Origin of the sequence: Streptomyces sp. NBC_00829, from assembly GCF_045161795.1 — a bacterium.
GTDB lineage: Bacteria > Actinomycetota > Actinomycetes > Streptomycetales > Streptomycetaceae > Streptomyces.
The window spans coordinates 7257718-7284094 of record NZ_CP108867.1; the positions used below are offsets into that span (position 1 = coordinate 7257718).

The window sequence follows — 26377 nt, forward strand, 5'->3', positions numbered from 1 at the left end:
GCACCGCCCACCTCACCGCACCCTGGCCAGCTCAGCACCGCCCACCTCACCGCACCCTGACCAGCTCAGCACCATGAACAGCGCAGCACCGTAAGCCGTCCACGAACGATACGGAGCACACCCATGAACCCCTACCTCAGCAGGCGCACCCTCCTGATGGCATCGGCGGCGGCGGCCCTGGCCCCCGCCCTGCCCGCGGTGACGGCATCCGCCGTCACCAAGGCCGCCGGCGGCGCGCCGTACGCCTCCTACTGGTACCCCGACTCGTTCCCCTCGGGCACCCCCGGCGAGGGCATCACCTGGCGCAGCCTGAAGAGCTGGCGCGCCGAGGACGACGCGGACCTGGCGTTCAACGCCTCTGCCGTGCCCCTCGCCAAGCGGTTCACCCCGACCCCGGTCAACACCACGGCCCGCAGCGGGCAGGCCCGCATCCAGTCCCTTGTCTCCTTCGGGCCCACGGCAAGCAATCCGTCCCAGGGCTCGGCCACCGCCGACTACTACGCCCTCACCCACTGGTCCTACCTCGACGAGCTGGTCTTCTGGGGCGGCTCGTCGGGAGAGGGCCTCATCCTCGCGCCCAACGCCCCGATCGTGGACGCCGCGCACCGCCACGGAGTGCCCGTTCTCGGCAATGTCTTCCTGCCGCCGGTCGCCTACGGCGGCGATCTGCGCTGGACCCGTGACCTGGTCCAGAAGGACTCCTTCGGCAGATTCCCGCTCGCCGAGCGGATGGTGGCCCTCGCCACGGCGTACGGATTCGACGGCTGGTTCATCAACGCCGAGACCGGAGGCGGCGACAGTGCCCTCGCCGCCGACATGCTCGGCTTCGTGAAGGAGCTGAGCAGCCTCGGCACCCCGAAGGGTCTGCGCGTCTGCTGGTACGACTCGATGACCGTGAACGGCTCGGTGAGCTGGCAGGGCGCGCTCAACGACCACAACAAGCCGTTCTTCCAGGCCGCCGACTCGATGTTCATCGACTTCCGCTGGTCCAGGTCCTCGCTGGCCGCCTCCGGGCGGAACGCCCAGCAGCTCGGACGCAGCCGCTACGACCTGTGGGCCGGCGTCGACGTCGAGGCGAACGGCTGGAACAAATCGGTCGACTGGGACGCCATCATCCCCGAGCACGCGGCCGACATCGTCTCGCTGGGCTTCTACCGGCCCGAGTGGACCCGCAACCACCTGCCCGCGGGGCGCACACCCGCGCAGTTCCACGCGGCCGACGACCGCTTCTGGAGCGGACAGTCGCTCGACCCGTCGAAGCCCACACCCAAGGACGCCTGGCGCGCCCCCGCAACGGCCGTCGCCGACCGCTCGACCGTGGACACCGTACCCTTCGCCACCGTGTTCAACACGGGCCACGGAGTGCGCTGGTACGAGCGCGGCACGGTGACCTCGGACGCGCCGTGGAACCACCTCGGCGTCCAGGACCGCCTCCCCTCCCGCCAGTGGGTCGTGCGTACGACAGGACAGCGGCCCTCGGTCGGCTACGACTTCGCCGACGCCTGGCACGGCGGCAGCAGTCTCCTCGTCGACGGCACCCTCACCGCACCCACCACGGTGGACCTGTACGCGACCCGGCTCCCGCTCACCGCCGACACGGTCGTCGAGCTCACCCACCGCGTCGCCGCAGGCCAGGTCACGGTCGAGCTGGCCGTCGCCGTGGCCGAGCCGTCGGGGCCGGGCCGGCCCCACCCGTACACCTACATCCCGGTCGGGACCGCCGGCCCGGGCGGCTGGACGACCACGCGCGTGCCGCTGACCGGTCTGTCCGGGACCGTCCGGGCGCTGGGTGTCCGGCTCACCGCGACCGACGGGGCCGTGACCTGGCGGCTCGGCGGGCTCGCCGTCCGCGGTAAGGCCGCGCAGTGCCCCGCCGCACCCTCCCGGCTGAGCATCGACGCCGTCGGCGGCGACCTCCGGTTCAGCTGGCGGGGCGCCCCCGGGGCGGTCCGCCACTACGCCCTGCACCGCGTCCTGCCCGACGGGACGCGGCGCTTCCTCGGAGCGACCTGTCAGCGAGCCTTCTTCGTTCCCGCCCTGGCGCCCGAGCAGGGCGAGCGGTCGGCGAGGTTCGAAGTGCGTGCGATCGGGGAGCTCTACACCGCATCGACACCCGCGACCGCAGTCCATCCCTGGTAACCAACCACCACCGAAACCCTCGGAGCAGCCCTCCATGCATGACGACCGCAGCCTTGTCGAAGGCCGCCTCAATCGCGTACTCGACGAGCGCATCCGACCGGCCGTGTATCCCGAGTCCGTACCCCTGCACGTGGCCGTCTGGAACGCGCCGGGCGAACCTGTCCCCGTGGCCGAAGGGCTCACCGCGCCGCCCGTGCCGATCGCGGTCGGTGACATGTGGGGCGCTCCCTGGGGGACCAGCTGGTTCACGGTCACCGCGACCGTGCCGACCGAGTGGGCCGGGAAGACGGTGGAGGCCGTCCTCGACCTCGGCTTCGACGAGAAGATGCCCGGCTTCCAGTGCGAAGGACTCGTCTACCGCAGCGACGGCACACCGGTGAAGGGGCTCAACCCGCGCAACCAGTGGGTCCGCATCGGGGCGCCCGTCGAGGGCGGCGAGGAGGTGCGCCTGCACATCGAGGCCGCCTCCAACCCGGTGATCCTGGACTACCACCCCTTCCTGCCGACACAGCTCGGCGACAGGGAGACCGCCGGCACCGAGGCGCAGTACCGGCTGACCCGGATGGATCTCGCCGTCTTCGACGAAACCGTCTGGCAGCTCGTGGCCGACCTGGAGGTGCTGGGCGAACTGATGGCGGAACTGCCCGTGGAGGGCGCCCGCCGCTGGGACATCCTGCGGGCCGTCAGCCGTGCTCTCGACGCGATCGACCTCCAGGACGTGGGCGGCACGGCCGCCGCGGCCCGTTCCTGCCTCGAAGACGTGCTCGCCGTGTCCGCCGAGCCCTCGGCCCACCGGATCAGCGCCGTCGGTCACGCCCACATCGACTCCGCCTGGCTGTGGCCGCTGCGCGAGACGGTGCGCAAGGTCGCCCGTACGACGTCGAACATGACGGCCCTGCTGGAGGACGAGCCGGACTTCATCTACACCATGTCGCAGGCGCAGCAGTTCGCCTGGATCAAGGAGCACCGTCCCGAGGTCTACGACAAGGTCAAGAAGGCCGTGGCACAGGGGCGCTTCGTGCCCGCCGGCGGTATGTGGGTGGAGTCCGACACCAATATGCCGGGCTCGGAGGCGATGGCCCGGCAGTTCGTTCACGGCAAGCGGTTCTTCCTCGACGAGTTCGGCATCGAGAACGACGAGGCATGGCTGCCTGACACCTTCGGCTTCGCCGCGGGCCTGCCGCAGATCATCAAGGCCGCTGGTTCCAAGTGGCTGCTCACCCAGAAGATCTCCTGGAGCCAGACCAACAAGTTCCCGCACCACACCTTCCAGTGGGAGGGCATCGACGGCACCCGGATCTTCACGCACTTCCCGCCCGTGGACACCTACAACTGCTCGATGCAGGGCAGCGAGATCGCCCACGCGGCGAAGAACTTCAAGGACAAGGGTGTCGCCAAGCACTCGCTCGCGCCCACGGGCTGGGGCGACGGAGGTGGTGGCACCACCCGCGAAATGGTCGCCAAGGCGGCGAGGATGCGCAGCCTCGAAGGCTCGGCGACCGTCCGCTGGGAGAAGCCGGCCGACTTCTTCGCCAAGGCCGAGGCAGAGTACCCGAACGCTCCCGTCTGGGTGGGCGAGCTCTACCTCGAACTGCACCGGGCGACTCTCACCAGCCAGGCGAAGACGAAGCAGGGCAACCGCAGAAGCGAATCGCTGCTGCGCGAGGCCGAACTGTGGGCGGCGACCGCTGCCGTGCGGGCCGGATTCCCCTATCCCTACGAGGAGTTGGACCGGATCTGGAAGACGGTGCTGCTGCACCAGTTCCACGACATCCTTCCCGGTTCCTCGATCGCCTGGGTGCACCGCGAGGCGGAGAAGACCTACGCGGCCGTGGCCGGCGAGCTGAACGCCGTCATCGATGCCGCGCAGCGCGCACTCGCCGGCGAGCGAACGGCCGGTGCCCAGCTCGTCTTCAACGGGGCACCGCATGAACGCCACGGCGTCCCGGCCGGCGGTGCCGCGGTCGCCACCGGCGGCGGCCTGGCCCGTCTCTCGCCGCGCGAGGGCGGCGGCTTCGTCCTCGACAACGGTCTTCTCCAGGTCGGGATCGACGGGCGCGGCCTGGTGGTTTCCGCGTACGACATCGCCGCGGAGCGTGAGACGGTCGCCCCCGGCCAGGCGGCCAACCTGCTCCAGATCCACCCCGACTTCCCGAACATGTGGGACGCCTGGGACGTCGACGCGTTCTACCGCAACACCGTCACCGATCTGACCGAGGCCGACGAGGTCACCGCCGTCCCCGGCGAGGGCGTGGCCTCGGTCCGTGTCGTCCGCAGCTTCGGCGGCTCCCGCGTCTCCCAACTGCTGAGCCTGTCCGCCGGGGTCAAGCGGCTCGACATCGACACCGAGGTCGACTGGCACGAGACCGAGAAGTTCCTCAAGGCGTCCTTCCCGTTGGACATCCACGCGGAGCGGTACGCCTCGGAGACCCAGTTCGGCCATTTCCACCGGGCCACCCACACCAACACGAGCTGGGAGGCAGCCAAGTTCGAGGCCTGCAACCACCGCTTCGTCCACATCGAGGAGCCCGGCTGGGGCGTCGCCCTCGTCAACGACTCGACGTACGGGCACGATGTCACCCGTACCGTGCGCGCGTCCGACGCCGGGACGACGACCACGCTGCGGGTCTCCCTGCTGAGGGCACCCCGCTTCCCCGACCCCGAGACCGACCAGGGTGTGCACCGCTTCCGTCATGCGCTCGTCCCGGGCGCCGCGATCGGCGACGCCGTCCGTGAAGGCTTCGGCATCAACCTACCCGAGCGGCGGGTGAGCGGCGGCGGCGAGGTGGCGCCGCTGGTGAGAGTCGACAACGACGCGGTCGTCATCAGCGCCGTGAAGCTTGCCGACGACGCCGGCGGCGATGTCGTCGTACGGCTCTACGAGTCCCTCGGCGGGCGCGCGCGGGCCCTGGTGACCCCCGGCTTCGAGGTGACCGGGGCGGTGGCCACCGACCTGCTGGAGCGGCCACTGGCCGACAGGCCCGAGCTCCAAGTGGCGGGGGGAGCGGTGGCGTTGACGCTGCGCCCCTTCGAGCTGATCACCCTGCGGTTGGCGCGCTCCCGCGCGTGAGCCCGGACCTGCTGCTCCTTCCCCCGCGTGGGGGCAGCAGGTCCCTTCGGCAGCCGGTCCAGGCGGGCTGACACCTTCGGCATGCGTTCGCCCTTCCGGTGGGCGAGGATGGGGCGGGGAGCCGCGCGAGACCTCCGTCGTGCCCGTGCCGGGTACGCCGCCGCTCTGTGCTGCCAAGCCGGCCTCGATCCGTGCACCGAGGCCAAGGTCGGCAGCGAACCGGACACAGGCCGACCGAGAGGACCGGATCCATGGGCATCGTCACCACAGCCGACGGCACCGACATCTTCTACAAGGACTGGGGGAGCGGACAGCCCGTCGTCTTCAGCCACGGCTGGCCGCTGAACGCCGACGCCTGGGACAGGCAGCTGCGGCTGCTCGCCGAGAACGGCTTCCGCACGATCGCCCACGACCGTCGTGGCCACGGACGCTCGGCCCAGCCCTGGCAGGGCAACGACATGGACACCTATGCCGACGATCTGGCGCAGCTGATCGAGTCGCTCGGGCTGCGCGACGCCATCCTGGTCGGGCATTCGACGGGCGGCGGGGAAGTGGCCCGCTTCATCGGCCGGCACGGCACGGCGCGCGTCTCCAAGGCGGTACTGCTCGGGGCCGTGACCCCGCTGATGCTCAAGACCGACGCCAACCCGGAGGGGCTGCCGATCGATGTCTTCGACGGTATCCGCACGGGCGTGGAGAGCAACCGCTCGCAGTTCTACCAGGACCTGAGCGAGAGCTTCTACGGAGCCAACCGGCCCGGCTCCACCGTCCCGCAGGGCACCCGGGACGCGTTCTGGCTGCAGAGCATGCAGGTCGGGCTGAAGGCCGCGTACGACTGCATCCGGCAGTTCTCGGAGACCGACTTCACCGAGGACCTGAAGCGCATCGACGTTCCCACCTTCATCGCGCACGGCGACGACGACCAGATCGTGCCGATCGTCGCCGCCGCCCACAAGTCGGTGGAGCTGGTCAAGGACGCCCGGCTCAAGGTCTACCCGGGCGCTCCGCACGGCCTGACCGGCGACTACGAGCAGGCGTTCACCGCCGATCTGCTCGCCTTCGTCCGGAGTTGACCGCCGAGGGCCGAGCGGGGCTACAGCGGCAGCGCGCAGACGGCGACCGGTGAGCTGAACGGGCGTCCGGCCGAGGTGAGTTCACCGCTCGCCGGATCGACGTGGAAGACCGTGACGGTGCCGGAGCGCTGGTTCGCGGCGAAGAGGAGATCCTGGCCGGGGGAGAGGGCGATGTGCCGCGGGAAGTCACCGCCGACCGGCACGGTGTCCAACAGCCTCAGCCGGGATCCGCCGGCCTCGATCGCATAGCGGGTGAGGCTGTTGTGGCCCCGGTTGGCGAGGAAGGCGAACCGGCCGTCTCCGGTGACGGCCAGCTGGGCGGGGTAGTTCGTCCCTGGGCCCGTGCCGGTCGGCTGGGGCGTGCCCGGAGTCAGCCGTCCCGTGGCGGGGTCGTAGCCGCAGACCACGACGGTGTTGTCCACCTCGTTGGCGAGGTAGGCGTGGCGGCCCGAGGGGTGGAAGGTCAGATGCCGGGGTCCGGCCCCCGGCCGGAGGGCCGCGTACGAGAGTCGGGCGAGCGTTCCCCGCGAGGTGTCGAGCCGGTAGGTGTAGACGGTGTCGGTCCCCAGGTCGACGGCGAGCAGGTGGCCGCCGTCCGGGCTGGTGATGATCTGGTGGGCGTGGGGGCCCCGCTGTCCTGGGCCCGGCGGTGGCGTGGAGTGGGTGACGAGGTCCGTGCGCGCGCCGAGCGCGCCGGTGGTGTCGACGGGGTGCACGGCCACACTGCCGGAGCCGTAGTTGGCGCTGAACAGCCAGCGCCCGCTGGGGTGCACGGACAGATGGCACGGCCCCGCGCCGCCGGTGCCGCGGGTGCCCAGGACCCGGTGGTGGCCGTCGGGCGAGAGCCTGACGGCCACCACCCCGCCGGTCTGCTGTTCGTTCACCGCGTAGAGCGTGCGGCCCGTCGGGTGAAGGGCCAGGAACGAGGGGTCGCCGACACCGGAGACGGTTCCGGTGGCGGTGATGCGCCCGGTGGTGGGGTCGTACGAGGCGAGTCCGATCCCGCTGCCGCCGCCGGGCGCCGAGGTGTACGTGCCGAGGAACAGCGGGCGTGCGCCGCGGGGGCGGGCGGCGCGGGGGCGGGCGGCGGTGGGTGCGGTCGCGGAAACGGGAGCGGGGTCCGCACCGCACGCTGCCGCACCCACCGCCGTGACGCTCACGGCCGCTTGGGCGAGGGCGCCGAGGAACCGGCGACGGCTGGTGCCGCTCGCCGGTTCCTGCTCGCTCCGCCCTGGCCTGCTGCTCATGCGGTGCACCTCGTGTGGGGGCCGGTGGCTTCGTACGTGGGGGACACCCTGCCGTGTGCCGACGCCAATCACAAGAGGTGCAACTTGCGTTGCACTATATGCAACGCCTCTGTGGGGTCATGTCAGGGTGATGGCGTACACCTCGACACGTGCGTCGTCCGGCAGTGTCACCGAGCGCACCGTCTTCGCGCGGTCGAGCGGCGCCGTGTCGCCGAACAGCCGCACCGGCGGCCCGTCGACGCCCTGTCCGGCCTTGATCCGGTGCGGCATGTCGAGGACGACCGTGCTGCCCGCCGGTGTCGCCCCTGCCCAGTCGCCGATCGTGACCGGCACATCCGCGCTGCTGCCGTCGGTGTAGCGCACGGTCAGACTGGTGGAGACCGGACCGTTGTGCGATGCGGCCACCAGATGGAGCGAGGAGCGGGTCCCGGCGGGGAGGAGCAGCGCCTGTCCGCGTGCCTCCACGAAGTCGGCCGCGGTGCCCGACGCGTCGGGCGCGTTGTAGTTCACGCCCATCCAGGTGACCGGTCCGGGTGCCGGGAGCAGACCGGCGTCGTAACTCCATCCCTGGCCGTCGAAATCGCCCTGGTCCGGCCGTTCCTTCGTCGCCGTGCCGTCGTGATTGAGGGCGCCCCGCAGATCGACCGCGCACTGCTCGGTGCCTGCGCCCGCACACGCCGGTGCGGTTCGCACCTCGACGGTGCCGGTACGGACCACCGGCTCCATCCCCTTCGCCGCGACCGTGACGCGTACCGGATAGGAGCCGACCGCCGTGCCCGCCGGCACCGTGACCGCGAGCGGGACCGTCGTCTGCACCGGCAGCCGCCGGGATTTCACCGTCAGGCGCCCAGGCGTCTTCGCCGCCCACCCCGCAGGGGTCTGCGCGGTCAGGGCGACACGAACATCGCCCGGAGACTGGGCCAGCACATCCAGCGTCAGATGCGCGGTCTGTGCGCTGTCGCTCGCCGGCACGGCGTCCGACGCGGTGCGCAGGGAGGCGTCGAGGTGCCGACGCGGATCGGCTCCGGCAGACGCACCCACGGACGGGGGCTCGGCGTTGCGGCCCGTGCCCCAGTCCGACGGCCGCGTACCGAGCCGGTGGGTGAGCCGTCCGCCGTGCGCGACCGCGTCCCAGTCCAGCCATGTGGTGCGCACGTCCCTGCCGTTCAGGGCCACGCTCCGCACATAGCGACGCTCGTCGCTCGCCCCCGGCGCCGTGATCTCCAGCGTGCCGCCCTGCCTGCGCCCGTACGCTCCGATCCTCACCGTCGCCGACTCGAACTGCGGGCTGGAAAGCGCCAGGAAGTCGCCCCCGCTCATGGTCGGATACAGACCGAGCGAGGTGAAGACGTACCAGGCCGACATCGTGCCCAGATCGTCGTTGCCGGTCATCCCGTCGGGGCCGTCGGTGAAGAGCGTCATCGCCGCCCGGGTGACGTCCGCGGTCTTCGCGGGCGCGCCCGCCCACAGATACAGGTACGGGGCGTGCAGATCGGGCTCGTTGTTGGGGTTGTAGGTGGGCTTGCCGTAGTAGTCGTAGGGCTGGGAGATCCAGTCGTTGCGGGCGGTACCGGCCGGGTCGGTGAGCAGCTTGTCATGGACGAAGAAGGCGTCGAGGCGCTTCTCCGCCGCCTTCCTGCCGCCCATGAGCGAGACCAACCCGGCCGGGTCCTGAGGTACCAGCCACTCGTACTGGTACGAGCCGCCCTCGTGGAACTGGTGGCCCGCCGCGACCGGCTCGTATGGCGTGACCCAGGTCCCCTGCGTCGTGCGCGGGCGGAAGTGGCCGGTCGAAGCGTCCCACAGGTTGCGGTACCACCCGCCGCGGGCGGCGAACGTCCGGGCGTCCTCGCGGTGGCCGAGCCCGCGGGCCATCAGCGCGAGCGAGGCGTCGGCGGCCGCGTACTCCAGGGTGGCCGACGCAGGATGGGTGCAGTCGTTGTCGCCGCCCTTGTCGGCGCAGTCCGTGCCGAGGCCGAGACCCGAGGGAAGGTATCCGCGGTCGCGGTAGAAGTCCACGCCCGAGCGGCCGTTGTACGGGGACGAGGCGGGCGGGGTGCTGGTGGCGTTCTTCCGCAGCAGCGCGTACGCCTCCTCCTCATGGCCGGCGAGCAGTCCCTTCGACCAGGCCTCGACGAGGAACGGAGTCACCGGATCGCCGGTCATGATGTTGGTCTCGCTGTTGGCGAGCGCCCATCGGGGCAGCCAGCCGCCGTCCTTGCCGATCGCGACGACGGACAGCGCGACATCGCGTGCGACGCGTGGCTGAAGGAGCTCCAGGAGCTGGTTCTGCGGCCGGTAGGTGTCCCACAGGGAGAGGTTCTGGTACGGCGTATAGCCCTTGGCCGTATGGGACTTCCGGTCGAAGCCGGTGTAGCTGCCGTCCACGTCGCCTGCGAGGTTCGGGTGCAGCTGCGCATGGTAGAGCGCGGTGTAGAAGGCGCGCTGCCGCTCTTTCGGACCGCCGCCGACCCGGATCGAGCCGAGCTGATCCCGCCAGGTGCGGTGCAGCGCCGCCCGGGTGGCGTCGAAGTCGTACGAGTCCTGCGTCTCGGCGGTGAGGTTCTTCCGCGCGCCCTCGGGACCGGTGTACGACAGGCCGACCTTCATCACGACGTCCCGGTCGGCGCCGGGGTCGAAGGTGACCCAGGCGCCGTTGCCGCCCTCGCCGGCGGCGTCGCGGCCACCCGGCGTCCGCGTCGAACCGCGCCAGGTGCCGGTGGACGCGAAGGGCCGGTCGAAGGTGGCCGTGAAGTAGACCGTGTGGTCGTCCTTGCCCGCGCAGAAGTTGCCCGCGCGCACCCGGCCCTCGACCGTGCGGTCGCCGACGACATGTACCTCGGAGTCGTGCACCTTCTGGTTGGCCCTGCCGGTGTTGAACAGGACGTTGGCGGGCTTGGCCGAGGGAAAGGTGTACCGCTGCCACCCGGTGCGCGCCGTCGCCGTGAGCTCGGCGTCGATGTCGTACGACGTCAATTTCACTCGGTAGTAGCCGGGTTCGGCCCGCTCGTCGTCGTGGGTGTACGCCGAGCGGTAGGTATCGGGGTCGACGCTGGTGACCGCGCCGCTGGTCGGCATGACAGGGAGCTCGCCCGCGACGCCGCAGCCCACGCCGGAGAGATGGGTCTGGCTGAAGCCGTGGATCTTGTTCTGCTGATAGTCGTAGCCGCCCTGGCCGCCGGTGTCGGGGCTGACCTGGACCATGCCGAAGGGGGCGCTCGCGCCGGGGAAGGTGTTGCCGAAGTTCTGGGTGCCCACGAAGGGGTTGACCAGGGTGGTCGGATCGGCGGCCGGCGCGGGGGCGGCGGAGGCGGTGGCGGCGGGGCCGCTGAGTGCGCCGGCCAGCAGTGCGACGACCGCGAGGCGGGTGGTGGCTCTTCGAATCCGGCCGGCTGACCGTTCCATGGGCGATCACCTTTCTGACAACGTTGTCTGTTCGGTTCCGCGCAACATGTCATGGCCTCGCAAAGCTGTCAACGACCCTCGCCCGTCCCCCCGCTGGTCAGCGCGGCCGGACCGTCACGCTCGGGATGGCCTCGCTCAGGAGCGCGCCGTGGTGTCCGCGGACCGTGACCGGTGTGCGGTGGGTGCCCGGCGCCGCATCGGCATCCGTGCGGATCTCCAGGGGGAGTTCGACCCGGGCACCGCGGTGGAGGGTGACCTCCCGCCGCGCCGGGGCGGGCGTGATGCCCTTGGCGCACGTCTACCGAACGAGACCGGCGGCTGTACTCGTGTCTGGCTCACACGCGTACAGCCGCCGACGGGGTGTGCCCTGTGGGGCGCTCGCTTGTCAGCGCTCCTGGAGCTTGAGATCGCGTTGATCGGTGCCCAGGACGCGGGGGAACGGGATCAGTCCGCCCGAGAAGTCGAGCTGGAGCAGGGTCGCCTCGCCGCGTGCGGCGGCGGCGACGAACTCGGCGTCGGTCTGGCCGCTGTTGCGCCAGGTGTGGTTCCGGCCGTCACAGGTGGCCAGGGTTCCGCCGACGTCGGCTCTCGCGTCGCCCTGCGTCACCTTGGAGCCGATGAAGACCGGCCCCGGGCGGCTCGTGGAGCAGCGGTAGGTGCCGGAGAGCGTGATGGTGCCGTCCTCCGTGACCTGTCCGGTTGAATTGATCGTGACGGAGTCGGGGCCGGACTGGGCCGCCGCGCCGGCGGGGGACAGACCCGTGGCCAGGGCGGCGGCGACGCAGGCGGCGACGAGGAACGAGGTGCGCTGTGCAGTGATCATGACGCTCCCAACGAGCGTCCCCGGGAGAGGTGTCGGAACCGTTCACGGACGGCGGAGGGCGGGGACGGAGCATTCGGCGCGTTCGGTCCGCCCGTGCCGTCGCGAGCTGTGGGTGCCGGGATTCGCCCGGGGTTCTCCGTGATTCGCCCGGAGTTCTCCGGAAATCGCATATGCCAAACACATGTACGCGGGAGGGGGTGCGGAAATGCGGCGGCATGGATGGTGCAATCCTGAATGACTTGGGGGGTGGACCTTACGGACAGCTGTTTTCGCTACGAGTTGATGGTGAGTAGGGTGTGCTCGCTGCCGGTGGATCTACGGCCGGGATCCGGCTGAATTCAGCCTGGCCGGAATGCGCGCATGAGTGGTGTCGACTGTGGGAACAGGGAGGGGTCCGTGGCTGCTGGCTCGTTCGAGGGGCAGTACGTGTGGCATCCGGCTGCCGACGACCGCCAGTTGGCGCAGGCCTGTATGGATGTGAAGGCGGGCCGGTACCTCGGTGCGCGCGAAGCCCTCTTGGACGCGCGCGACGATTTCGACGTGAGGGCACACCGCTCGCTCGTGCTGGCGTCTGAGGCGGCGGATTCCGACCTCGCCGAGCGCTGGCTGGACGAGGAGCCCGGTCCCGAGGCGGCACTTCTGTGGGCCCGCGTGGCGATGCTGCGTGCGCTGCGGATGGCCGATGCCCACGACCGGCGCGCGGGGACGCTGGTGGGCATAGCGAAGGCGGCGTGCGACCGGGCGGCGCAGATGCTGCCCCATGACCCGACGCCCTGGGTGGCCCAACTGGCCCTGTCCCGCCTCAAACGGCCCCGGGACCCGGCGCCGCACGGGCTGCTGACCGCTCCTCCCGGCCCGTGGAAGCTGTTCGACCACATCCTTCGGCTCGACCCCTGGCACCGTGAGGCGCACCACCGGTTTCTGGCCTTCTTCTTCACCCGCCACGGCGGGACCGCGAGTGCGCGGTGGGACGTCGCGTCGTTCCTGAGCCACCGGGCCCCCGTGTCGTCGCCGATCAGGCTGCTCCCGCTGGTCGCACTCGTCGAGGACTACGACCCCTCCGCGCTGCTGGCCGACCGCACCTGGGAGCAGTCCCAGTGGCTGACGACCGCGACGGGCAGCTACAACAACTGGTTTCCCGCGGTGGCCGACTATCGCTTCACTCCCGTACTGGACCTTTCGTATCTGGCCCACGCGCTGTACATGGCGAAGCGTGAATTCGAGGCCCGGGAGGTCTTCACGGCCATGGGGCCCTATGCGTCCCGAATGCCCTGGAGCGTATTCGGAGCACCCGAGGAGCAGTTGACGAGAGCGAGACGCTCGTGCGGTCTCCCCATTCCCAGTGCGGCCTGATTTCTCGTTCCATCGCGTCATCCCTCTCAACTCTCTCACCCCCCTATGGGAAAGGTTGCGTGCGACTGTGTCCGAGCGTTCGTCACTCACTCGCTCGAAAACCCGGCACGATACGGATTCCGTCACCCTCGATGATGACGCCACCCTGCATGCCATGGGCTATCCGCGGAAACTCACCCGCAGATTCCGGGCATTTGACAACTTCGCCATCTCGTTCACCATCATCAACATCATCTCCGGGATCTTCTCGGCATTCGGCTTCGGCATGGGCGCGGGCGGACCGCGGATCCTCGTCTTCGGCTGGATCGGTGTGTCCGTGATGGTGCTCTTCGTCGGCGCCGCGATGGGCGAGATCGCCTCCGCCTACCCGACCAGCGGTGCGCTGTACTTCTCCGCGGGCAAGCTCGCCAAGCGGCACCGCGGCGCGTGGTCCTGGTACACCGGGTGGCTGAACTTCGTCGGTCAGGTGGGCGGAACGGCCGCCACCGGGTATGCGGCGGCCACCTTCATCCAGGCGTTCATAGTCATGCAGTGGCCCGACTACGAGGTCACTGCGCAGAGTACCGTCGTCATTACTGCTGTGATCCTGCTCTTCCAGGCGCTCGCCAATACCTACACGGTGCAACTCGTCGCCGCGCTGAACCGGATCTCGGTGTGGTGGCTGCTGATCGGCATGGTCGTGATCGTCGTGGCACTGACCGTGAAACCGACGCACCATCAGCCGGCTTCCTTTGTCACGCATTTCGCGAACAACACCGGTTTCAGCAATGGCATGTACGCCGCGATGCTGGGCCTGCTCGTGACCAGTTGGACCTTCACCGGCTTCGACGGCAGTTTCCACATGTCCGAGGAGACCGTGAAGGCGACGGTCAACACGCCCAAGGGCATTATGCGCGCGATCACCTGCTCCGCGGGCGCCGGCCTGATCCTCATGCTCGCCCTGGTCTACGCGATCCGCGACTACGAAGCCGAAGCGGGATCGGCGGCGCCGCCCGTACAGATCCTCATCGACGCGCTGGGCATGGGCACGGCGAAGCTCTTGCTGCTGATCGTGATCGGCGCCATGCTCTTCTGCGGGCTCGCCAACATGACCAGCAACACCCGTCAGATCTTCGCCTTCTCGCGCGACGGGGCGATGCCCGGCTCGCGGTGGTGGCACTCGGTCTCCCCGCGCACCCGTACGCCTGTCAACGCGGTGTGGCTCGCCGCCGCCTGCTCCCTGCTGCTGATCATTCCGGCCTGGTGGTCCCACACGGCCTTCACCGCGATCGTGAGCGTCAATGTCGTGGGGCTCTACCTCGCCTACGGAGTGCCGATCTTCCTGCGGCTGCGGCTGGACGACTTCGAGCCGGGCCCCTGGAACCTGGGCCGCTACGGCAAGCTGGTCGGGGTGGTCGCGGTGACCTGGATCGTCTTCAGCAGCGTGCTGTTCATGCTCCCCCAGGTCTCGCCGATCACCGCAACGACGTTCAACTACGCGCCGATCGCTCTGGGAGTGGTGCTGCTCATCGCCACGGTGTGGTGGTTCGCCACCGCACGCCGCCGCTTCCAGGGGCCGGTCAGCTACGGCAGCCCCGACGAGGTGGCGGCCATGGACCTGATCTGACCGGCGCAGTGACCACCGGGCGGCCGCTCGCGGCGGTCGCACCCACCACCTGAAGGGACCACAGCAGGTATGAACCCCCTCGGCGAAGCCCCCCGCTCGTCCTCCGCCGGAGAGCACACGGCCGGGAACCGCTCCGACCGCGTGGACGGACTCACCGTCACCGCGGCCTCGTCGGAGCAATGGCACCAGGTGGCGGAGTGGGCCGCCGAGGAGGGGTGGAACCCCGGAAACGGCGACGTTGCCTGTTTCCACCCCACCGACCCCGCGGGCTTCTTCGTCGGCCGCCTCGGCGACCGCACGGTTTCGGCCGTGTCCATCGTCAACTACTCCGAGGAGTACGCGTTTCTCGGGTACTACCTCGTCCATCCCGGCCTCCGCCGCCGGGGACTCGGCCTGGCCACCTGGCGCGCCGCCTTCCCGCACGCCGGGACGCGCACGGTCGGACTGGACGCGGTGCCCGAGCAGCAGCCCACCTACGGCCGCAGCGGGTTCAAGTCCGCCCACGACACACTCCGTTACGGCGGTCGTCCCGAGCGCTCCGGCACCCCGGCGGCGGACGCCGTGGCGGTGACCGCGGACCACGTCGAGGCGATCGCGGCGTACGACCGGCAGTGCTTCCCGGCCGAGCGGCCCGGCTTCGTCGCGCGCTGGCTGACCGCGGCGGGACATGTCGCGTACGCCAGGCTGCGCGAAGGGCGGATCGCCGGGTATGGAGTGATCCGGCCCGCCCTCGACGGCCACCGCATCGGGCCCCTGTTCGCCGACACACCGGAGGACGCCGAGGTGCTCTTCGACGCGCTCACCGCCCACCTCCGGCCGGAGGAGGAGGTGTCCATCGACATCCCCGAACCGCACCGGGCGGCGTCCGCGCTGGTGCTGGCACGGGGACTCGAACCGCGCTCGCACACGGTACGGATGTACATCGGCGCGGTCCCCCGGACCCGCGCCGATCGCGCCTGGGGCATCACCACACTCGAACTGGGCTGACGCCCGAGCCGGTCACGACTCGGGCACCGCGACCGATGACGAGACCGGGGCCGATGCGGCCGAGCTCGACACCGAGCCCGAGTCCGGCACGAGGTTCGGGGATGGCGGCGGGGCCGAGGTGTCGCCGGGGTTCTCCGACGGGGGCTCCGACGGAGGCTTCGAGGACGGGGGCACCGAGGACGGGGGCTTGGACGAGGGGGGCTTGGACGAGGGGGGCTTGGAGGACGGAGGCTTCGAGGTCGGCGGGCAGGACGGCGACTTCGCCCCCGCAGCGGGCGGGCAGGACGACTTGGACGGCTCGCCCGTGGATGTCGAGGGCGACGGCGAGGTCGTGCCCGGTGCCGGGGTCGTCGGCGGGTGGGTCACGGGCGGAGGAACCTTCTTGTCGTGCCGCCCGTGGTCACCCTGCTTGCGCTCGAACCAGCTCTTGGAGTGCGGGTCGTAGACGACGAAGACCTTGACCACTGTGGCGGAGGGCTTCACCTGCGCCAGCTTCGCCGTCGTGAATCCGGACCAGGAAGGTCCCGTCATCTGCACGTTGCCCTTCACCCCGAGCGGGGGTGTCAGCGGATTGCCGCAGGCGCAGCGCACCTGCGGGAGACCGTGCTGGTCGACGAGGACGGCCGTACCGGCCTGCAGGACCGACTGGTAGGTGGTGGCGGCGCCGTTCTCGTACCCGTGATTGGTCACCCGGGTGTCGTAGCGCAGCCGAAGCGGGGTCATCGACCGCAGGTGTCCCGGCACCTGGTCCGGGCCGATGCCCAGCACCGAGGCGAACGCCCTGTTCTTGGCCGGGTCCTCGGAGAGGTAGCCGATCTGCTTCTCGATGTCGCAACTGGCTGTCCGCCGCGTACCGCCGTACACCCCCGGCTCCGCGCCGTTCACCTCGTTCGACGGCGGTGTGGGGCTGTCGGGGGGAGGTTCCTGCTTGTCCGTCGAAGGAGGCGTGAACGGATGGTCGCCCGGAGAGTTGACGGGGTCCCTGACGATTTCGCTGGCCGAGGCTGTGCCACCGCCCCCAGGCCGGGTGAAGACCACGGCCAGCACGACCGCGGCGACCAGCGCGATGGCGATCGTCGCGACGCGGGGTACGGAACGCCACCAGGGGGCGCCGGCGTCCCCGGCGCCTTTCTCCGGACCGCCCGGCCCACCTGGGCCGCTCGGTCCGCCTGGACCGCTGCCTCCGCCGCCGGTCGGCGGTGGCGGGGGAGTGCCCGGCGGAGGGGCGGGGTTCTGCTGCGTCGGGCCCGAGAGCGGGCCCGACGGAGGCCCTGTGGGGCGGTCGGAGGACGGAGGTGGGGCACTCACGGGCGGCCCTTCTTCCCAGCGTAGGAACATACGGCGCAGGAATCTCGGCGCAGGTGTACCGGTGAATCCGGGGCGTAAGGGAGATAGCTCCTTCATCACGCATACCGTGCCTATTGTGTGCTCCACACCCGTGCGGCTCGCAAGCCGACGCGGTCGGCCCACCCAGCGGGCGCACTGCCTCGCCCCTGCTTAGCGTGGCAGCGTGAGCCAGCAGCGAACCAGTGACAGGAGCCGCGCGACGCGTGCCTCCCACGGCTGGCGCGACGCGCTCGTGGCCGTGCTCGCCGGGCTGGTCGCCCTGGGTGCCACGGCCGCCCTCGGCCTGTGGGCCGCGGGGGCGGCCGACCTGCCTGGAAACGCGTTTCCGAATGTCGTCGCGGCCGTTGTCGTGATGGCGGTCGGCGGCACGGTCGAGCTCTCGGGTGACGCCGGATTCGTCGCCGAGACCAGCGCCGACCTCAGTGTGCTGCCCCTCTCGGTCACCCTCGCCGGAGCCCTCGTCATCGCCGCCGGTTTCCTCCGTCCCCTGCGGCACCGGGCCGTCGCGGGCAGCCGTGAACTACTCGGCTGGGCAGCCCGGCTGGCCGTGCTGTGGGCCCTGGCCCTCATCGGTCTCGCGGCCCTGGCCCGCCACACCTTCGACATCCCGCTCGGCGAGGGTACGGTCGGCGACATCGGCGACCTTTTGGACGCCAACCCCGAAGTCGGGTTCGAGGCCAACATCCCGCTCACCCTCGTCCTCGGTCTCGTATGGCTGGCTGGTCTCCTCGTGCTCGCCCTGCTCGTTTCGCGCAAGGCGCCGCTCCCCGCCCATCTGCTGCGCTTCCAGGAGTCGGTGCGCCCCGCCGCGTTCGCCATGGTCGTCCTGCTTCTCGCCTACGTCGTGCTCGGCGTGGCCATCGGGCTCGTCGTCGCGGCGACCCGCGGGCACGCCGCCGAGACCTTCGCCGTGATCCTGCTCGGACTGCCGAACATCGTCTGGCTCGCGCTCACCCTCGGTCTGGGCGCATCCTGGGAAGGGAAGGTGGAGGGTCCCTTCGGGCTGCCCATGCCGCAGGTGCTGGACTCGGTGCTGCGCACCCCCGACACATCCACGCTCAATCTCACGTCGCTCTCCCAGTACGACGGCCGGGTCTGGTGGCTGATGGTCGTCGCCGCGGTGCTGCTGCTGGCCGCCGCGTTCGTGATGGCGGCCCGCTCACCCGCCCGGACGCGGGCCTGGCAGCACGCCGTGCACATGGCTGTCGCCCTGGCCCTCACGGTCCTGACGATCTGTCTCCTCGTATGGACCGCCGCACACTACGGGCTCTCCCTGCTGGGCATCGGTGACATCGGGGGCAGCCTGGCGGGCGAGGTGACGCTGCGGCCCCATCTGTGGTCGGCGCTCGCTCTGGCCGTGGCCTGGGGCCTGGTGACCGGACTCGTCGGCAGCCTGCTCGCCTCGCGGGTGCAGCGCCGCGGCGAGGTCTGAACCGACGGTCGGCAACATGAACCGGGACGGCCGTACGGCGGACCGGGGCCCGAAGCCGGACCGGGGGCCCGATCTCCCCGGCTTACGCTCCTCGCCTTACGCTCCTCGCCTCACGCTCCCGGATCGAGGCCGGGGAACACGGGCCGCGCCCAGCGCGGCGGTTGCGGCGGCGGCCCGGGATCCTGGAGCCGTTTGGCCACCCGCACGTCCACCTGGGTCGGCGCGTGGCCGCCCGAATCCTGCGTGGCGCCCGCCGCGCGGAGCGCGGCCACGAACTCCAGGCAGCTGCTGTACCGGTCGTCGGGCGACTTGGCGAGAGCCTTCGCCAGCACGTCGTCGAGCGCGGCCGGAAGATCGGGGCGCCGCCCGGTCAGCGGCGGCGGCGGATCGTACTGATGGGCCCACAACAGTGCCATGTCGTCGTCCCGTTGAAAGGGCGGGCCGCCGGCCATGGTCTCGTAGACGACACAGGCGAGGCTGTAGACGTCGCACCGGCCGTCCACCGGGCGTCCGGAGATCTGCTCCGGTGCCACGTAGTCGAGGGTTCCCACGAACTGCCCGACCGTCGTGAACCCGGTCAGCGACAGGGACTTCTTCGTCAGACCGAAGTCCGTGAGATAGACGTGCTCGGGGTGGTCGCTGTCCGTGCCGGCCGCGACCAGGATGTTGCCCGGTTTGACGTCCCGGTGCACCAGGTCGTGGTCGTGGGCCGCGTCGAGCGCGGACGCCACCTGCGCGGCGATCCGGCCCGCGGCCCCCACCGAGAGCGGTCCCTTGCGGTCCAGGAGGGCGCGCAGGTCCTGTCCCGCCACGAAGCGCATGGCGATGTAGAGGATGCCCTCGGTCTCGCCGGCCTCGAAGACGGGCACGATGTGCGGATGGTCGATGGCCGCTGCGACCCGTGACTCGTAGGTGAACCGCTTGCGGAACGTGTCGTTGCGGGCGAGTTCGGGGGCGAGCAGTTTGAGGGCGACGGTCCGGTCGAGCCGGAGGTCTTTGGCACGGTAGACGACCGCCATGCCGCCGCGGCCGATCTCGCTCTCGACGAGATATCCCGCGATCTGCTTTCCGAGCAGGTCGGAGGGCCTCCCGGAGGGCAGGCCGGTGTCACGCGGAGCACGGGGCATCAGCCGTCACCGTGCCGGGTCGGGGGATGACCGGGGCCGCTTCCGGCGGGCGGCCCTCGACGCGTCGGCTCCCGATCGCCGGGCTCCGAACCACCTGGCCGGCCCTGTACAGGGGGTGGACCGCCCGGTACAGGCCCGGTGCCCGGCGGCTCCACGAGCCGGGTCACCTCCCCCGCAGCGGGATCGGCCGCGCCCGGTTCGGACGTGTCCCAGTCCGGTCCGGACGCCCGCGCCGGGTCCGTGCCCCGGGGAGCGCCCGGTGTGCCCCCGCCCGCCCAGGCCGGATCGTCCCCCTCCACCGGCGCCGCCCGCCTCGGGTCCGGCCCACCGCTCCGGGAGGCAGCCCCTGACGGCGTCGCGTAGGTGCTCAGCCGCGTCCCGTCGCAGTACACCCAGCGCTCGTGCTCGGCGTCGAACAGCCACACCGACTCGCCGTCCACGACCATGCCCACGCGCAGTCCCCGGGTCCGGCGGTGGAAGGTCTCACCGTCCGCACGCCCGGCCGCGAGATCCTCCGCCGCATGGCGGTACTGGCCGAGCGACTCCTCCACACGCGCCAGCAGCGGCCGGGGATCCGCCGTGCGGGCCAGCGGCTGCCCGGCGGCCGGCGGTTCCTGCGGCACGGAGACCAGCAGTCGGCCGTCCACCCACGCCGACCAGCCGTTCGCGCACAGGATGTGTCCCCAGTCCCCGCGCCGTTCGACCAGCCGTACGGGCAGCAGCGGATCGAGCGGCTCGGTCGGCCGGGTGACGTCCGGGGCCTCCCAGGCGGGCAGCCCCTCCTGCGGGACGACATGTGTCGGGCGGAAGTCCTCGATGGTCATGGGAAACCGCCTACTTCCGCATGATGGCGGGTTCGTGGCGGCGCAGCAGCCGGGCCACCGCGTATCCGAAGACGACCGAGAGCACGACCAGCATGCCCATGTTGAGCAGCCACACCGACGTGGAGTGTTCGAAGAGGGGGTCCGTCGTCAGATCGCCTTTGACGAGGCGCGGGAGTCCGATGGTCCCTGCCATCGCGCCCAGCGCCCACCGGGAGGGCACCAGCCATGCCAGCTGCTCGATCCCCGGCACCCCGTGCAGCTTCAACAGTGCGCCGCAGAAGACGACCTGGATGATGGCGAGAAGGACCAGCAGCGGCATGGTGACCTCCTCCTTGCGCACCATCGCCGACACCACCAGGCCGAGCATCATCGCCGTGAAGCTCAGCAGTGCCACGGCCAGGGTGATCTCCACCAGCGGTGGCAGCAGCACGCCTTCACCGCCGGGCGCCGAGAGATCCACGCCCACGAGAGCGACGAGTGTCAGCACGATCGCCTGGAGCACCGTGATCGTGCCGAGCACCACGACCTTGGACATCAGATACGCCGATCTGGACAGCCCCACGGCGCGTTCGCGCTGATAGATCACGCGTTCCTTGACCAGCTCGCGCACGGCGTTCGCCGCGCCCGTCAGTACGCCACCCACACAGAGCAGGAGCAGCGCGTTCATCGCGGTCTCCTGGGTCAGCCGACTGCCGGCCAGGGCGCGGGTCATCGCGCCCATCACGAACGGCAGCGCGACCATGATGATCAGGAAGGTCCGGTCCGAGCCGAGCGCGGCCGCGTACCGACGCACCAGGGTCGACAGCTGTGCCCCCCAGCTCTGGGTCTTCGGCGGAGGCGCGACGGAGCCGGTGGCTCCGGCCTGCGGCAGCCGCGGCTGCGCCGAGGAGTTCGCGATGTACTGCCGGTGGAAGGGCGACGCGCGGTACGTCCCGGCCCAGTCCCTCTCCCGGTCGTTCTCGAACGCCTCGAACGCCTCCGGCCACTCCTCGAAGCCGAAGAAGGGGAGGGCATCACCGGGCGGGCCGTAGTAGGAGATCCGGCCGCCGGGCGCCAGCACCAGCAGCCGGTCGCAGACATCCAGACTGAGCACGCTGTGCGTGACGACGATGACCGTGCGGCCGTCGTCGGCGAGGCCACGGAGCATATGCATGACGGAGCGGTCCATGCCCGGGTCGAGCCCGGAGGTCGGCTCGTCGAGGAAGAGCAGCGACGGCTTCGTCAGCAGCTCCAGCGCCACACTGACGCGTTTGCGCTGGCCGCCCGAGAGACTGTGGATCGGCTGGGCCGCCCGCTGCTCCAGCCCCAGCTCGCGCACCACCTCGGCCACCCTGGCCTGGCGTTCGTCGTCCGCGGTGTCCTGCGGAAAGCGGAGCTCGGCCGCGTACCCGAGCGCCCTGCGCACGGTGAGCTGCGCATGGAGGATGTCGTCCTGCGGCACCAGCCCGATGCGCTGGCGCAGCTCCGCGTAGTCGCGGTACAGGTCACGGCCGTCGTACAGGACGGCGCCCCCGTCGGCGGGCCGGAGGCCGGTGAGAGCGTTGAGCAGCGTGGACTTGCCGGCGCCGCTGGGTCCCACCACCGCGAGCAGGCACTTCTCGCCCACGGGGAACGAGACATGGTCGAGGAGCGTCTTCTGGCCCCGGTCGACCGACACCGCGAGGTTCTGGACGTCGAGCGAGACCTCGCCGGTGTCGACGAACTCCTGGAGCTGATCGCCAACGAGAGCGAACGCCGAGTGGCCGATGCCGACGATGTCGCCGGGGGAGACCGGCGCGCTGTCGACCGGCTGGCCGTTGAGGTACGTGCCGTTGTGGGAGCCGAGATCGACGATCTCGTAGCTGCCGTCGGGAAGCGCCCGCAGTTCGGCATGCCGGCGCGAGACGATCAGTTCGTCGATGACCAGGTCGTTGTCCGCGCTGCGTCCGATACGGACGGTCCGGGCCGGCAGCGGTCGTACGGTGGTCGGCTGCCGGAACGTGCCGGTGGCGGAGGGCATGGAGACCGAGGACGGGCGGGCGGGAGTTCCGGGCCGCACCGGCTCTCCGGCGGGCGGGGGCGAAGGGGCGAGCGGGGCGGGCGGGGTCACGCCCACAAGGACCGCACGGGGCCCGTCGGCGGGATTGCCGAACCGGATGACGCTGCCGGGGCCCACCCCCCACTCGTGGATCCGGCGTCCGTCGGTGTAGGTGCCGTTCGTGCTGTCCGCGTCCTCCAGCATCCAGTGGTCGGCCTCGGGCCGAAGCACCGCGTGGTGCCAGGAAACCCGGGCATCGTCGAGCACGATGTCGCTCAAGGGGTCGCGCCCGACGCGGTAATCCCGGCTCGGACTCATCACCGTGGAGCCCGCGTCGGTTTCGAGGACGAGTTCGGGCGCAGTCGGCGCGACAGGCCGCTCTCCCATGTTCGAATTCTAGCGATTGGTCCAACTCTGCGCCCGCCCGCGCCACCCGGGCCGGGCCCGGTGCCCGGCCCCGCGCCGCGACCCTGAGCCGGGGCCCTACGGTCAGCCCGTGCGGGGCCGGGACTGGTAGAGCTGCGTGTGATAGTGGCCCGCCGTTTCCAGCCCTGTGGGATCGTGGCCCGCGAGACGGGCCTGCTCGATTGCGTTGCGCTGTTCGGCCGAACCGGTGAAAAGTCGCTGCGGATAGGTCCGCGCCGCGTCCGTCTCGGTGTCAAGACCGAAGGCGGCCAGAGTGGAGATCACCGGCTGGTAATCCACGGTGCGCAGCACGAACGCGCTCACCCATACCGGGGTCGCGGTGCATTCGAGGAGGGCTTCGAAGGTGCGGCGGGTGATGTAGCCGATGCCGCCGGTGACCGTGATCAGTCCGGTGCCGGCGACCGCGCGTCGCAGGGGAGGGCTGGGCGGCCGGTGCTCCAGATTCTCCCCGTACCCCTGGTCGAGCAGGCCGACCGAGAGGGCGTAGCCGACGGCCCGGCCCGCGGCGTCGAGCCCGATGACCGGTGTGGCGTCCGCGCGCCGACGTGAGGCGTAGAAGGCCTTGTCGAGGTCGATGAGTTCGGTGGTCGTGAGGGCCAGTACCTCCGGGCTCGTGTAGTGCGCATACAGATCGGCGAGCGTGAGGTGGTGATTGAGGAGAGCGGCGTTGATGCCGTACGAACAGCACAGGTCGAGGACCGTGACCGGGCCGTCCGTGCCGGTGGCCGCCGCCCGCTCGGCCACAGTGCGGTGGAAGACCTTCTGGGCGTGGTGCGGGATCTCGTACTCCAGTGGAGCGAGCCGGCGGAAGTAGGCCCGCGGGTCCGGCTGGTCGTAGATGTCGTCGAACCGGCTCTTGCCCGGCGTGCTGGTGCTTAGACGGCTCTGCTTCATGCGGCGTACCTCCATGGGTGGGGACAGCGCTGCGTACACACCTGTATCCGCCCTCCCGTGCAGGCCGGAAGGGCGCGGGGGCGGAACCGGCCAACCGCCGGACGCGCGGGTCTCCCGCCCGTCCCGGCCGGTTCGGGCCCCTTCTGAACGCTAAGCCGGTTGGCGGCGTAATACACGGCAGGCCACGCATGCCCACCCAAGGAGGTCTGCCGCGGATGACTGCTCATCGCACTGCCGCTGCCGCCGTGATTGCCGGGGTCGTGCCGTTCGCGCTCACCCTCGCGGCCGCCCCGGCCGCCCAGGCACACGGCGCGCCGACCGATCCCGTCAGCCGGGTCGCCGCCTGCAGTTCCCAGGGCGCCGCACGCGCGTCCTCGGCCTGCAGGGCCGCCATCGCCGCCAACGGCGGATCGGCCTTCGAAGAATGGGACAACCTGCGGGTGGCTGACGTGCGGGGCAGAGACCGTCGCTTCATCCCGGACGGACAGTTGTGCAGCGCCGGTCTGGACGCCTATCGCGGCCTCGACATCGCCCGCAGGGACTGGTCGGCCACGCCCCTGGAACCGGGGCGTGACTTCACCCTCACCTACCGGACGACCATCCCGCACGAGGGAACGTTCAGCCTGTACCTCACCAAGCAGGGCTACGACCCGTCGAAGCCCCTGCGCTGGGACGATCTGGACCCGCGGCCGTTCGCCAAGGCCACCGACCCGGAGCTGCGAGACGGCGCCTACCGGATCCGGGGCCGCATACCGTCCGGGCTGAGCGGCCGTCATGTGCTCTACACGGTGTGGCGGAACTCCAGCACTCCGGACACCTACTACTCCTGCTCCGACGTGGTGATGCCCGGCGGCAAGCAGGCTCAGAACCTGCCGGCCTTTCCGCCGCCGAGTCAGGGGCAGGCGCCCCCGGGCGAGAAGCCGCCGACCGAGGCGACGCCCGGCAAGGAGCCGCCCAGCCGGCCGCCGTCCCAGGCTCCGACGCCGGAGCAGTCGGCGCGGCTGCCTGCCCCGCCCGCGGACCGGCAGGCACCGGCATCGGCGGAGCGCGAGGACGACTCGGCGGTCATCGCGGGCGGGGCCGCGGCCGTGCTGGCACTGTTCGCCGTGGTCCTGTCCGCGGTGCTGCGCCGCCGCGCCGCCCGGTAGGCGTCCCCCTCGCTAACGGCTTGTCGAGCGGCTTCTACCTCAGGTACGCGAGCGCGGGATGGACGCCGGTGTACCCGTCGACGAGTCGGCGGGCGACGGTCACCGAGTCGACCAGGGGGTGCAGGGCGAAGGCCTTCACCGCAGCCGCGCGCGAGCCGCTGTCGGCCGCCGCCATGACCTGGCGTTCGACGGCCTTGACGGCACAGACCAGTCCGGTGGCGTGCAGCGGCAGCGGCGAGACGGGGGCGGGATGGGCGCCGTTCGCGTCGACGAAGCAGGGCACCTCGACGACCGCCTGTTCGTCCAGCACGGAAAGAGCCGCGCGATTGCGGACGTTGAGGATGAGCGTTGTGCGCTGGTTGTGGGCGATGGCCCGCATCAGGGCGAGGGCGACCTTCTCGTAGCCTCCGGACTCCAGATCGCTCGCGTCCCGCTCGCCCGCCCCGGCGGCCTCGCGGTTGTGTGCCATGTAGGTGGCCTCCCGCTCGGCGCGGGTGCGGTCCCAGGTCGCGAGCGCGGGAGCTCCGGGCTGCTCCATCTCGGCGTAGAACCTGGCCTGTTGCTCCTGGAGGAAGGCGCCGCGGGTCTGCTTCGCCTCCTGGTAGGCACGTACGGCGTCGCGGTTGAAGTAGTAGTAGTGCAGATACTCGTTGGGGATCGCGCCGAGCGACTGGAGCCAGTCGGCGCCGAAGAGCCTGCCCTCCTCGAAGGAGTCGAGCAGGGCAGGGTCGGCGAGCAGCCGGGGGAGCTCGTCACGGCCCTCGATGCGCAGACCGCGGAGCCAGCCGAGGTGATTGAGACCGGCGTAGTCGAGCCATGCCGATGCCAGGTCCGCGCCCAGCGCGTGGGCGACCCGGCGGCCGAGCCCCACCGGCGAGTCACAGATGCCGATGACCCGGTCGCCGAGGTGGCGGGCCATCGCCTCGGTGACCAGACCCGCCGGGTTGGTGAAGTTGATGACCCAGGCGTCGGGGGCCAGCCGGGCGACCCGTCGTGCGATGTCGACGGCGACCGGGACGGTGCGCAGTCCGTACGCGATGCCGCCCGCGCCGACGGTCTCCTGGCCGAGGACGCCCTCGGCGAGGGCGATCCGCTCATCGGCCGCGCGCCCCTCGAGCCCGCCGACGCGGATGGCCGAGAACACGAAGTCGGCGCCGCGCAGCGCCTCGTCGAGGTCGGTGGTGACGGTGACCTCGGGGGCGTCCGGCACGCCCGCGGCCTGGTCGGTGAGGACCCGGGCGATCGCCGCCAGGCGCGCGGCATCCACATCGTGAAGGGTCACCCGGGTGATCCGGCCCTCTGCGTGATCGCCGAGCAGCGCGCCGTACACCAGCGGCAGCCGGAAGCCGCCGCCGCCGAGGATCGTCAGCCTCATACCTCAACCACCTTCACTCCTGACTCGTCGAACGCGGCGCCGGTCGCCGGGTCCGCGGTGCGTCGGTCACCCCTGTGCCGAGGG

Annotated in this window: 17 protein-coding genes; 8 read left to right on the top strand and 9 right to left on the bottom strand. The window is 71.0% G+C overall.

Annotated elements, in window-relative coordinates; translation table 11 throughout:
• Window positions 1-123 precede the first annotated feature (123 nt).
• The 3 genes from OG293_RS32645 (at window position 124) to OG293_RS32655 (ending at window position 6282) form a co-directional block, all read left to right on the top strand.
• On the top strand, window positions 124-2139 hold the full coding sequence (locus tag OG293_RS32645; protein WP_406002345.1) for an endo-beta-N-acetylglucosaminidase: 2016 nt from the start codon (window positions 124-126) through the stop codon (window positions 2137-2139).
• A gap of 34 nt (window positions 2140-2173) precedes the next feature.
• Entirely contained in the window at window positions 2174-5209 is a 3036-nt protein-coding gene (locus OG293_RS32650) for an alpha-mannosidase (protein WP_406002346.1), read from the top strand.
• A gap of 251 nt (window positions 5210-5460) precedes the next feature.
• Window positions 5461-6282 (top strand): alpha/beta fold hydrolase, encoded by an 822-nt coding sequence (locus tag OG293_RS32655; protein WP_406002347.1) that lies wholly within the window; start codon window positions 5461-5463, stop codon window positions 6280-6282.
• Between the two features lie 20 nt (window positions 6283-6302).
• On the opposite strand, the gene OG293_RS32660 is transcribed toward OG293_RS32655, so the two are convergent.
• From OG293_RS32660 to OG293_RS32670, 3 genes are all read right to left on the bottom strand, one after another.
• Window positions 6303-7529 carry a lactonase family protein gene (locus OG293_RS32660; protein ID WP_406002348.1) on the bottom strand — a complete coding sequence of 409 codons (1227 nt, stop codon included), beginning with the start codon at window positions 7527-7529 and terminating at the stop codon, window positions 6303-6305.
• A 117-nt stretch (window positions 7530-7646) separates the two neighbouring features.
• Window positions 7647-10934, bottom strand: coding sequence for a GH92 family glycosyl hydrolase (locus tag OG293_RS32665; RefSeq protein ID WP_406002349.1), 3288 nt, complete (start codon window positions 10932-10934; stop codon window positions 7647-7649).
• 385 nt (window positions 10935-11319) lie between these two features.
• A complete protein-coding gene (locus tag OG293_RS32670; protein ID WP_406002350.1) occupies window positions 11320-11757 on the bottom strand; it encodes a DUF6299 family protein in 438 nt (145 codons plus the stop codon).
• A gap of 396 nt (window positions 11758-12153) precedes the next feature.
• Here OG293_RS32670 and OG293_RS32675 point away from each other — a divergent pair, with 396 nt between their 5' ends.
• The 3 genes from OG293_RS32675 (at window position 12154) to OG293_RS32685 (ending at window position 15703) form a co-directional block, all read left to right on the top strand.
• Window positions 12154-13110: a hypothetical protein gene (locus OG293_RS32675; protein WP_406002351.1), complete on the top strand. Its 957-nt coding sequence runs from the start codon at window positions 12154-12156 to the stop codon at window positions 13108-13110.
• Between the two features lie 67 nt (window positions 13111-13177).
• Window positions 13178-14716, top strand: a complete 1539-nt coding sequence (locus OG293_RS32680; protein WP_406002352.1) for an amino acid permease — start codon at window positions 13178-13180, stop codon at window positions 14714-14716.
• Window positions 14717-14785: 69 nt separating this feature from the next.
• Window positions 14786-15703: a GNAT family N-acetyltransferase gene (locus OG293_RS32685; protein WP_406002353.1), complete on the top strand. Its 918-nt coding sequence runs from the start codon at window positions 14786-14788 to the stop codon at window positions 15701-15703.
• Between the two features lie 12 nt (window positions 15704-15715).
• Here the strand turns inward: OG293_RS32685 and OG293_RS32690 are convergent, their stop codons facing one another.
• Window positions 15716-17011, bottom strand: coding sequence for a DUF6777 domain-containing protein (locus tag OG293_RS32690; protein ID WP_406002354.1), 1296 nt, complete (start codon window positions 17009-17011; stop codon window positions 15716-15718).
• A gap of 202 nt (window positions 17012-17213) precedes the next feature.
• Between OG293_RS32690 and OG293_RS32695 the strand changes: the two genes are divergently transcribed.
• Complete coding sequence (locus OG293_RS32695; protein WP_406002355.1) at window positions 17214-18482, top strand: streptophobe family protein; 1269 nt, start codon at window positions 17214-17216, stop codon at window positions 18480-18482.
• A gap of 110 nt (window positions 18483-18592) precedes the next feature.
• Here the strand turns inward: OG293_RS32695 and OG293_RS32700 are convergent, their stop codons facing one another.
• From OG293_RS32700 to OG293_RS32715, 4 genes are all read right to left on the bottom strand, one after another.
• Window positions 18593-19609 carry a serine/threonine-protein kinase gene (locus OG293_RS32700; RefSeq protein ID WP_406002356.1) on the bottom strand — a complete coding sequence of 339 codons (1017 nt, stop codon included), beginning with the start codon at window positions 19607-19609 and terminating at the stop codon, window positions 18593-18595.
• Window positions 19609-20433, bottom strand: a complete 825-nt coding sequence (locus OG293_RS32705; RefSeq protein WP_406002357.1) for a hypothetical protein — start codon at window positions 20431-20433, stop codon at window positions 19609-19611. Before OG293_RS32705 ends, OG293_RS32700 begins: the two co-directional genes overlap by 1 nt.
• 10 nt (window positions 20434-20443) lie before the next feature.
• Window positions 20444-22837 (bottom strand): FHA domain-containing protein, encoded by a 2394-nt coding sequence (locus OG293_RS32710; RefSeq protein WP_406002358.1) that lies wholly within the window; start codon window positions 22835-22837, stop codon window positions 20444-20446.
• Window positions 22838-22939: 102 nt separating this feature from the next.
• Window positions 22940-23770 (bottom strand): hypothetical protein, encoded by an 831-nt coding sequence (locus tag OG293_RS32715; RefSeq protein ID WP_406002359.1) that lies wholly within the window; start codon window positions 23768-23770, stop codon window positions 22940-22942.
• Window positions 23771-23985: 215 nt separating this feature from the next.
• On the opposite strand from OG293_RS32715, the gene OG293_RS32720 reads away from it, so the two are divergent.
• Complete coding sequence (locus OG293_RS32720) at window positions 23986-24918, top strand: lytic polysaccharide monooxygenase (protein ID WP_406002360.1); 933 nt, start codon at window positions 23986-23988, stop codon at window positions 24916-24918.
• A 34-nt stretch (window positions 24919-24952) separates the two neighbouring features.
• On the opposite strand, the gene OG293_RS32725 is transcribed toward OG293_RS32720, so the two are convergent.
• Window positions 24953-26293 (bottom strand): 6-phospho-beta-glucosidase, encoded by a 1341-nt coding sequence (locus OG293_RS32725; RefSeq protein WP_406002361.1) that lies wholly within the window; start codon window positions 26291-26293, stop codon window positions 24953-24955.
• Window positions 26294-26377: the final 84 nt, after the last annotated feature.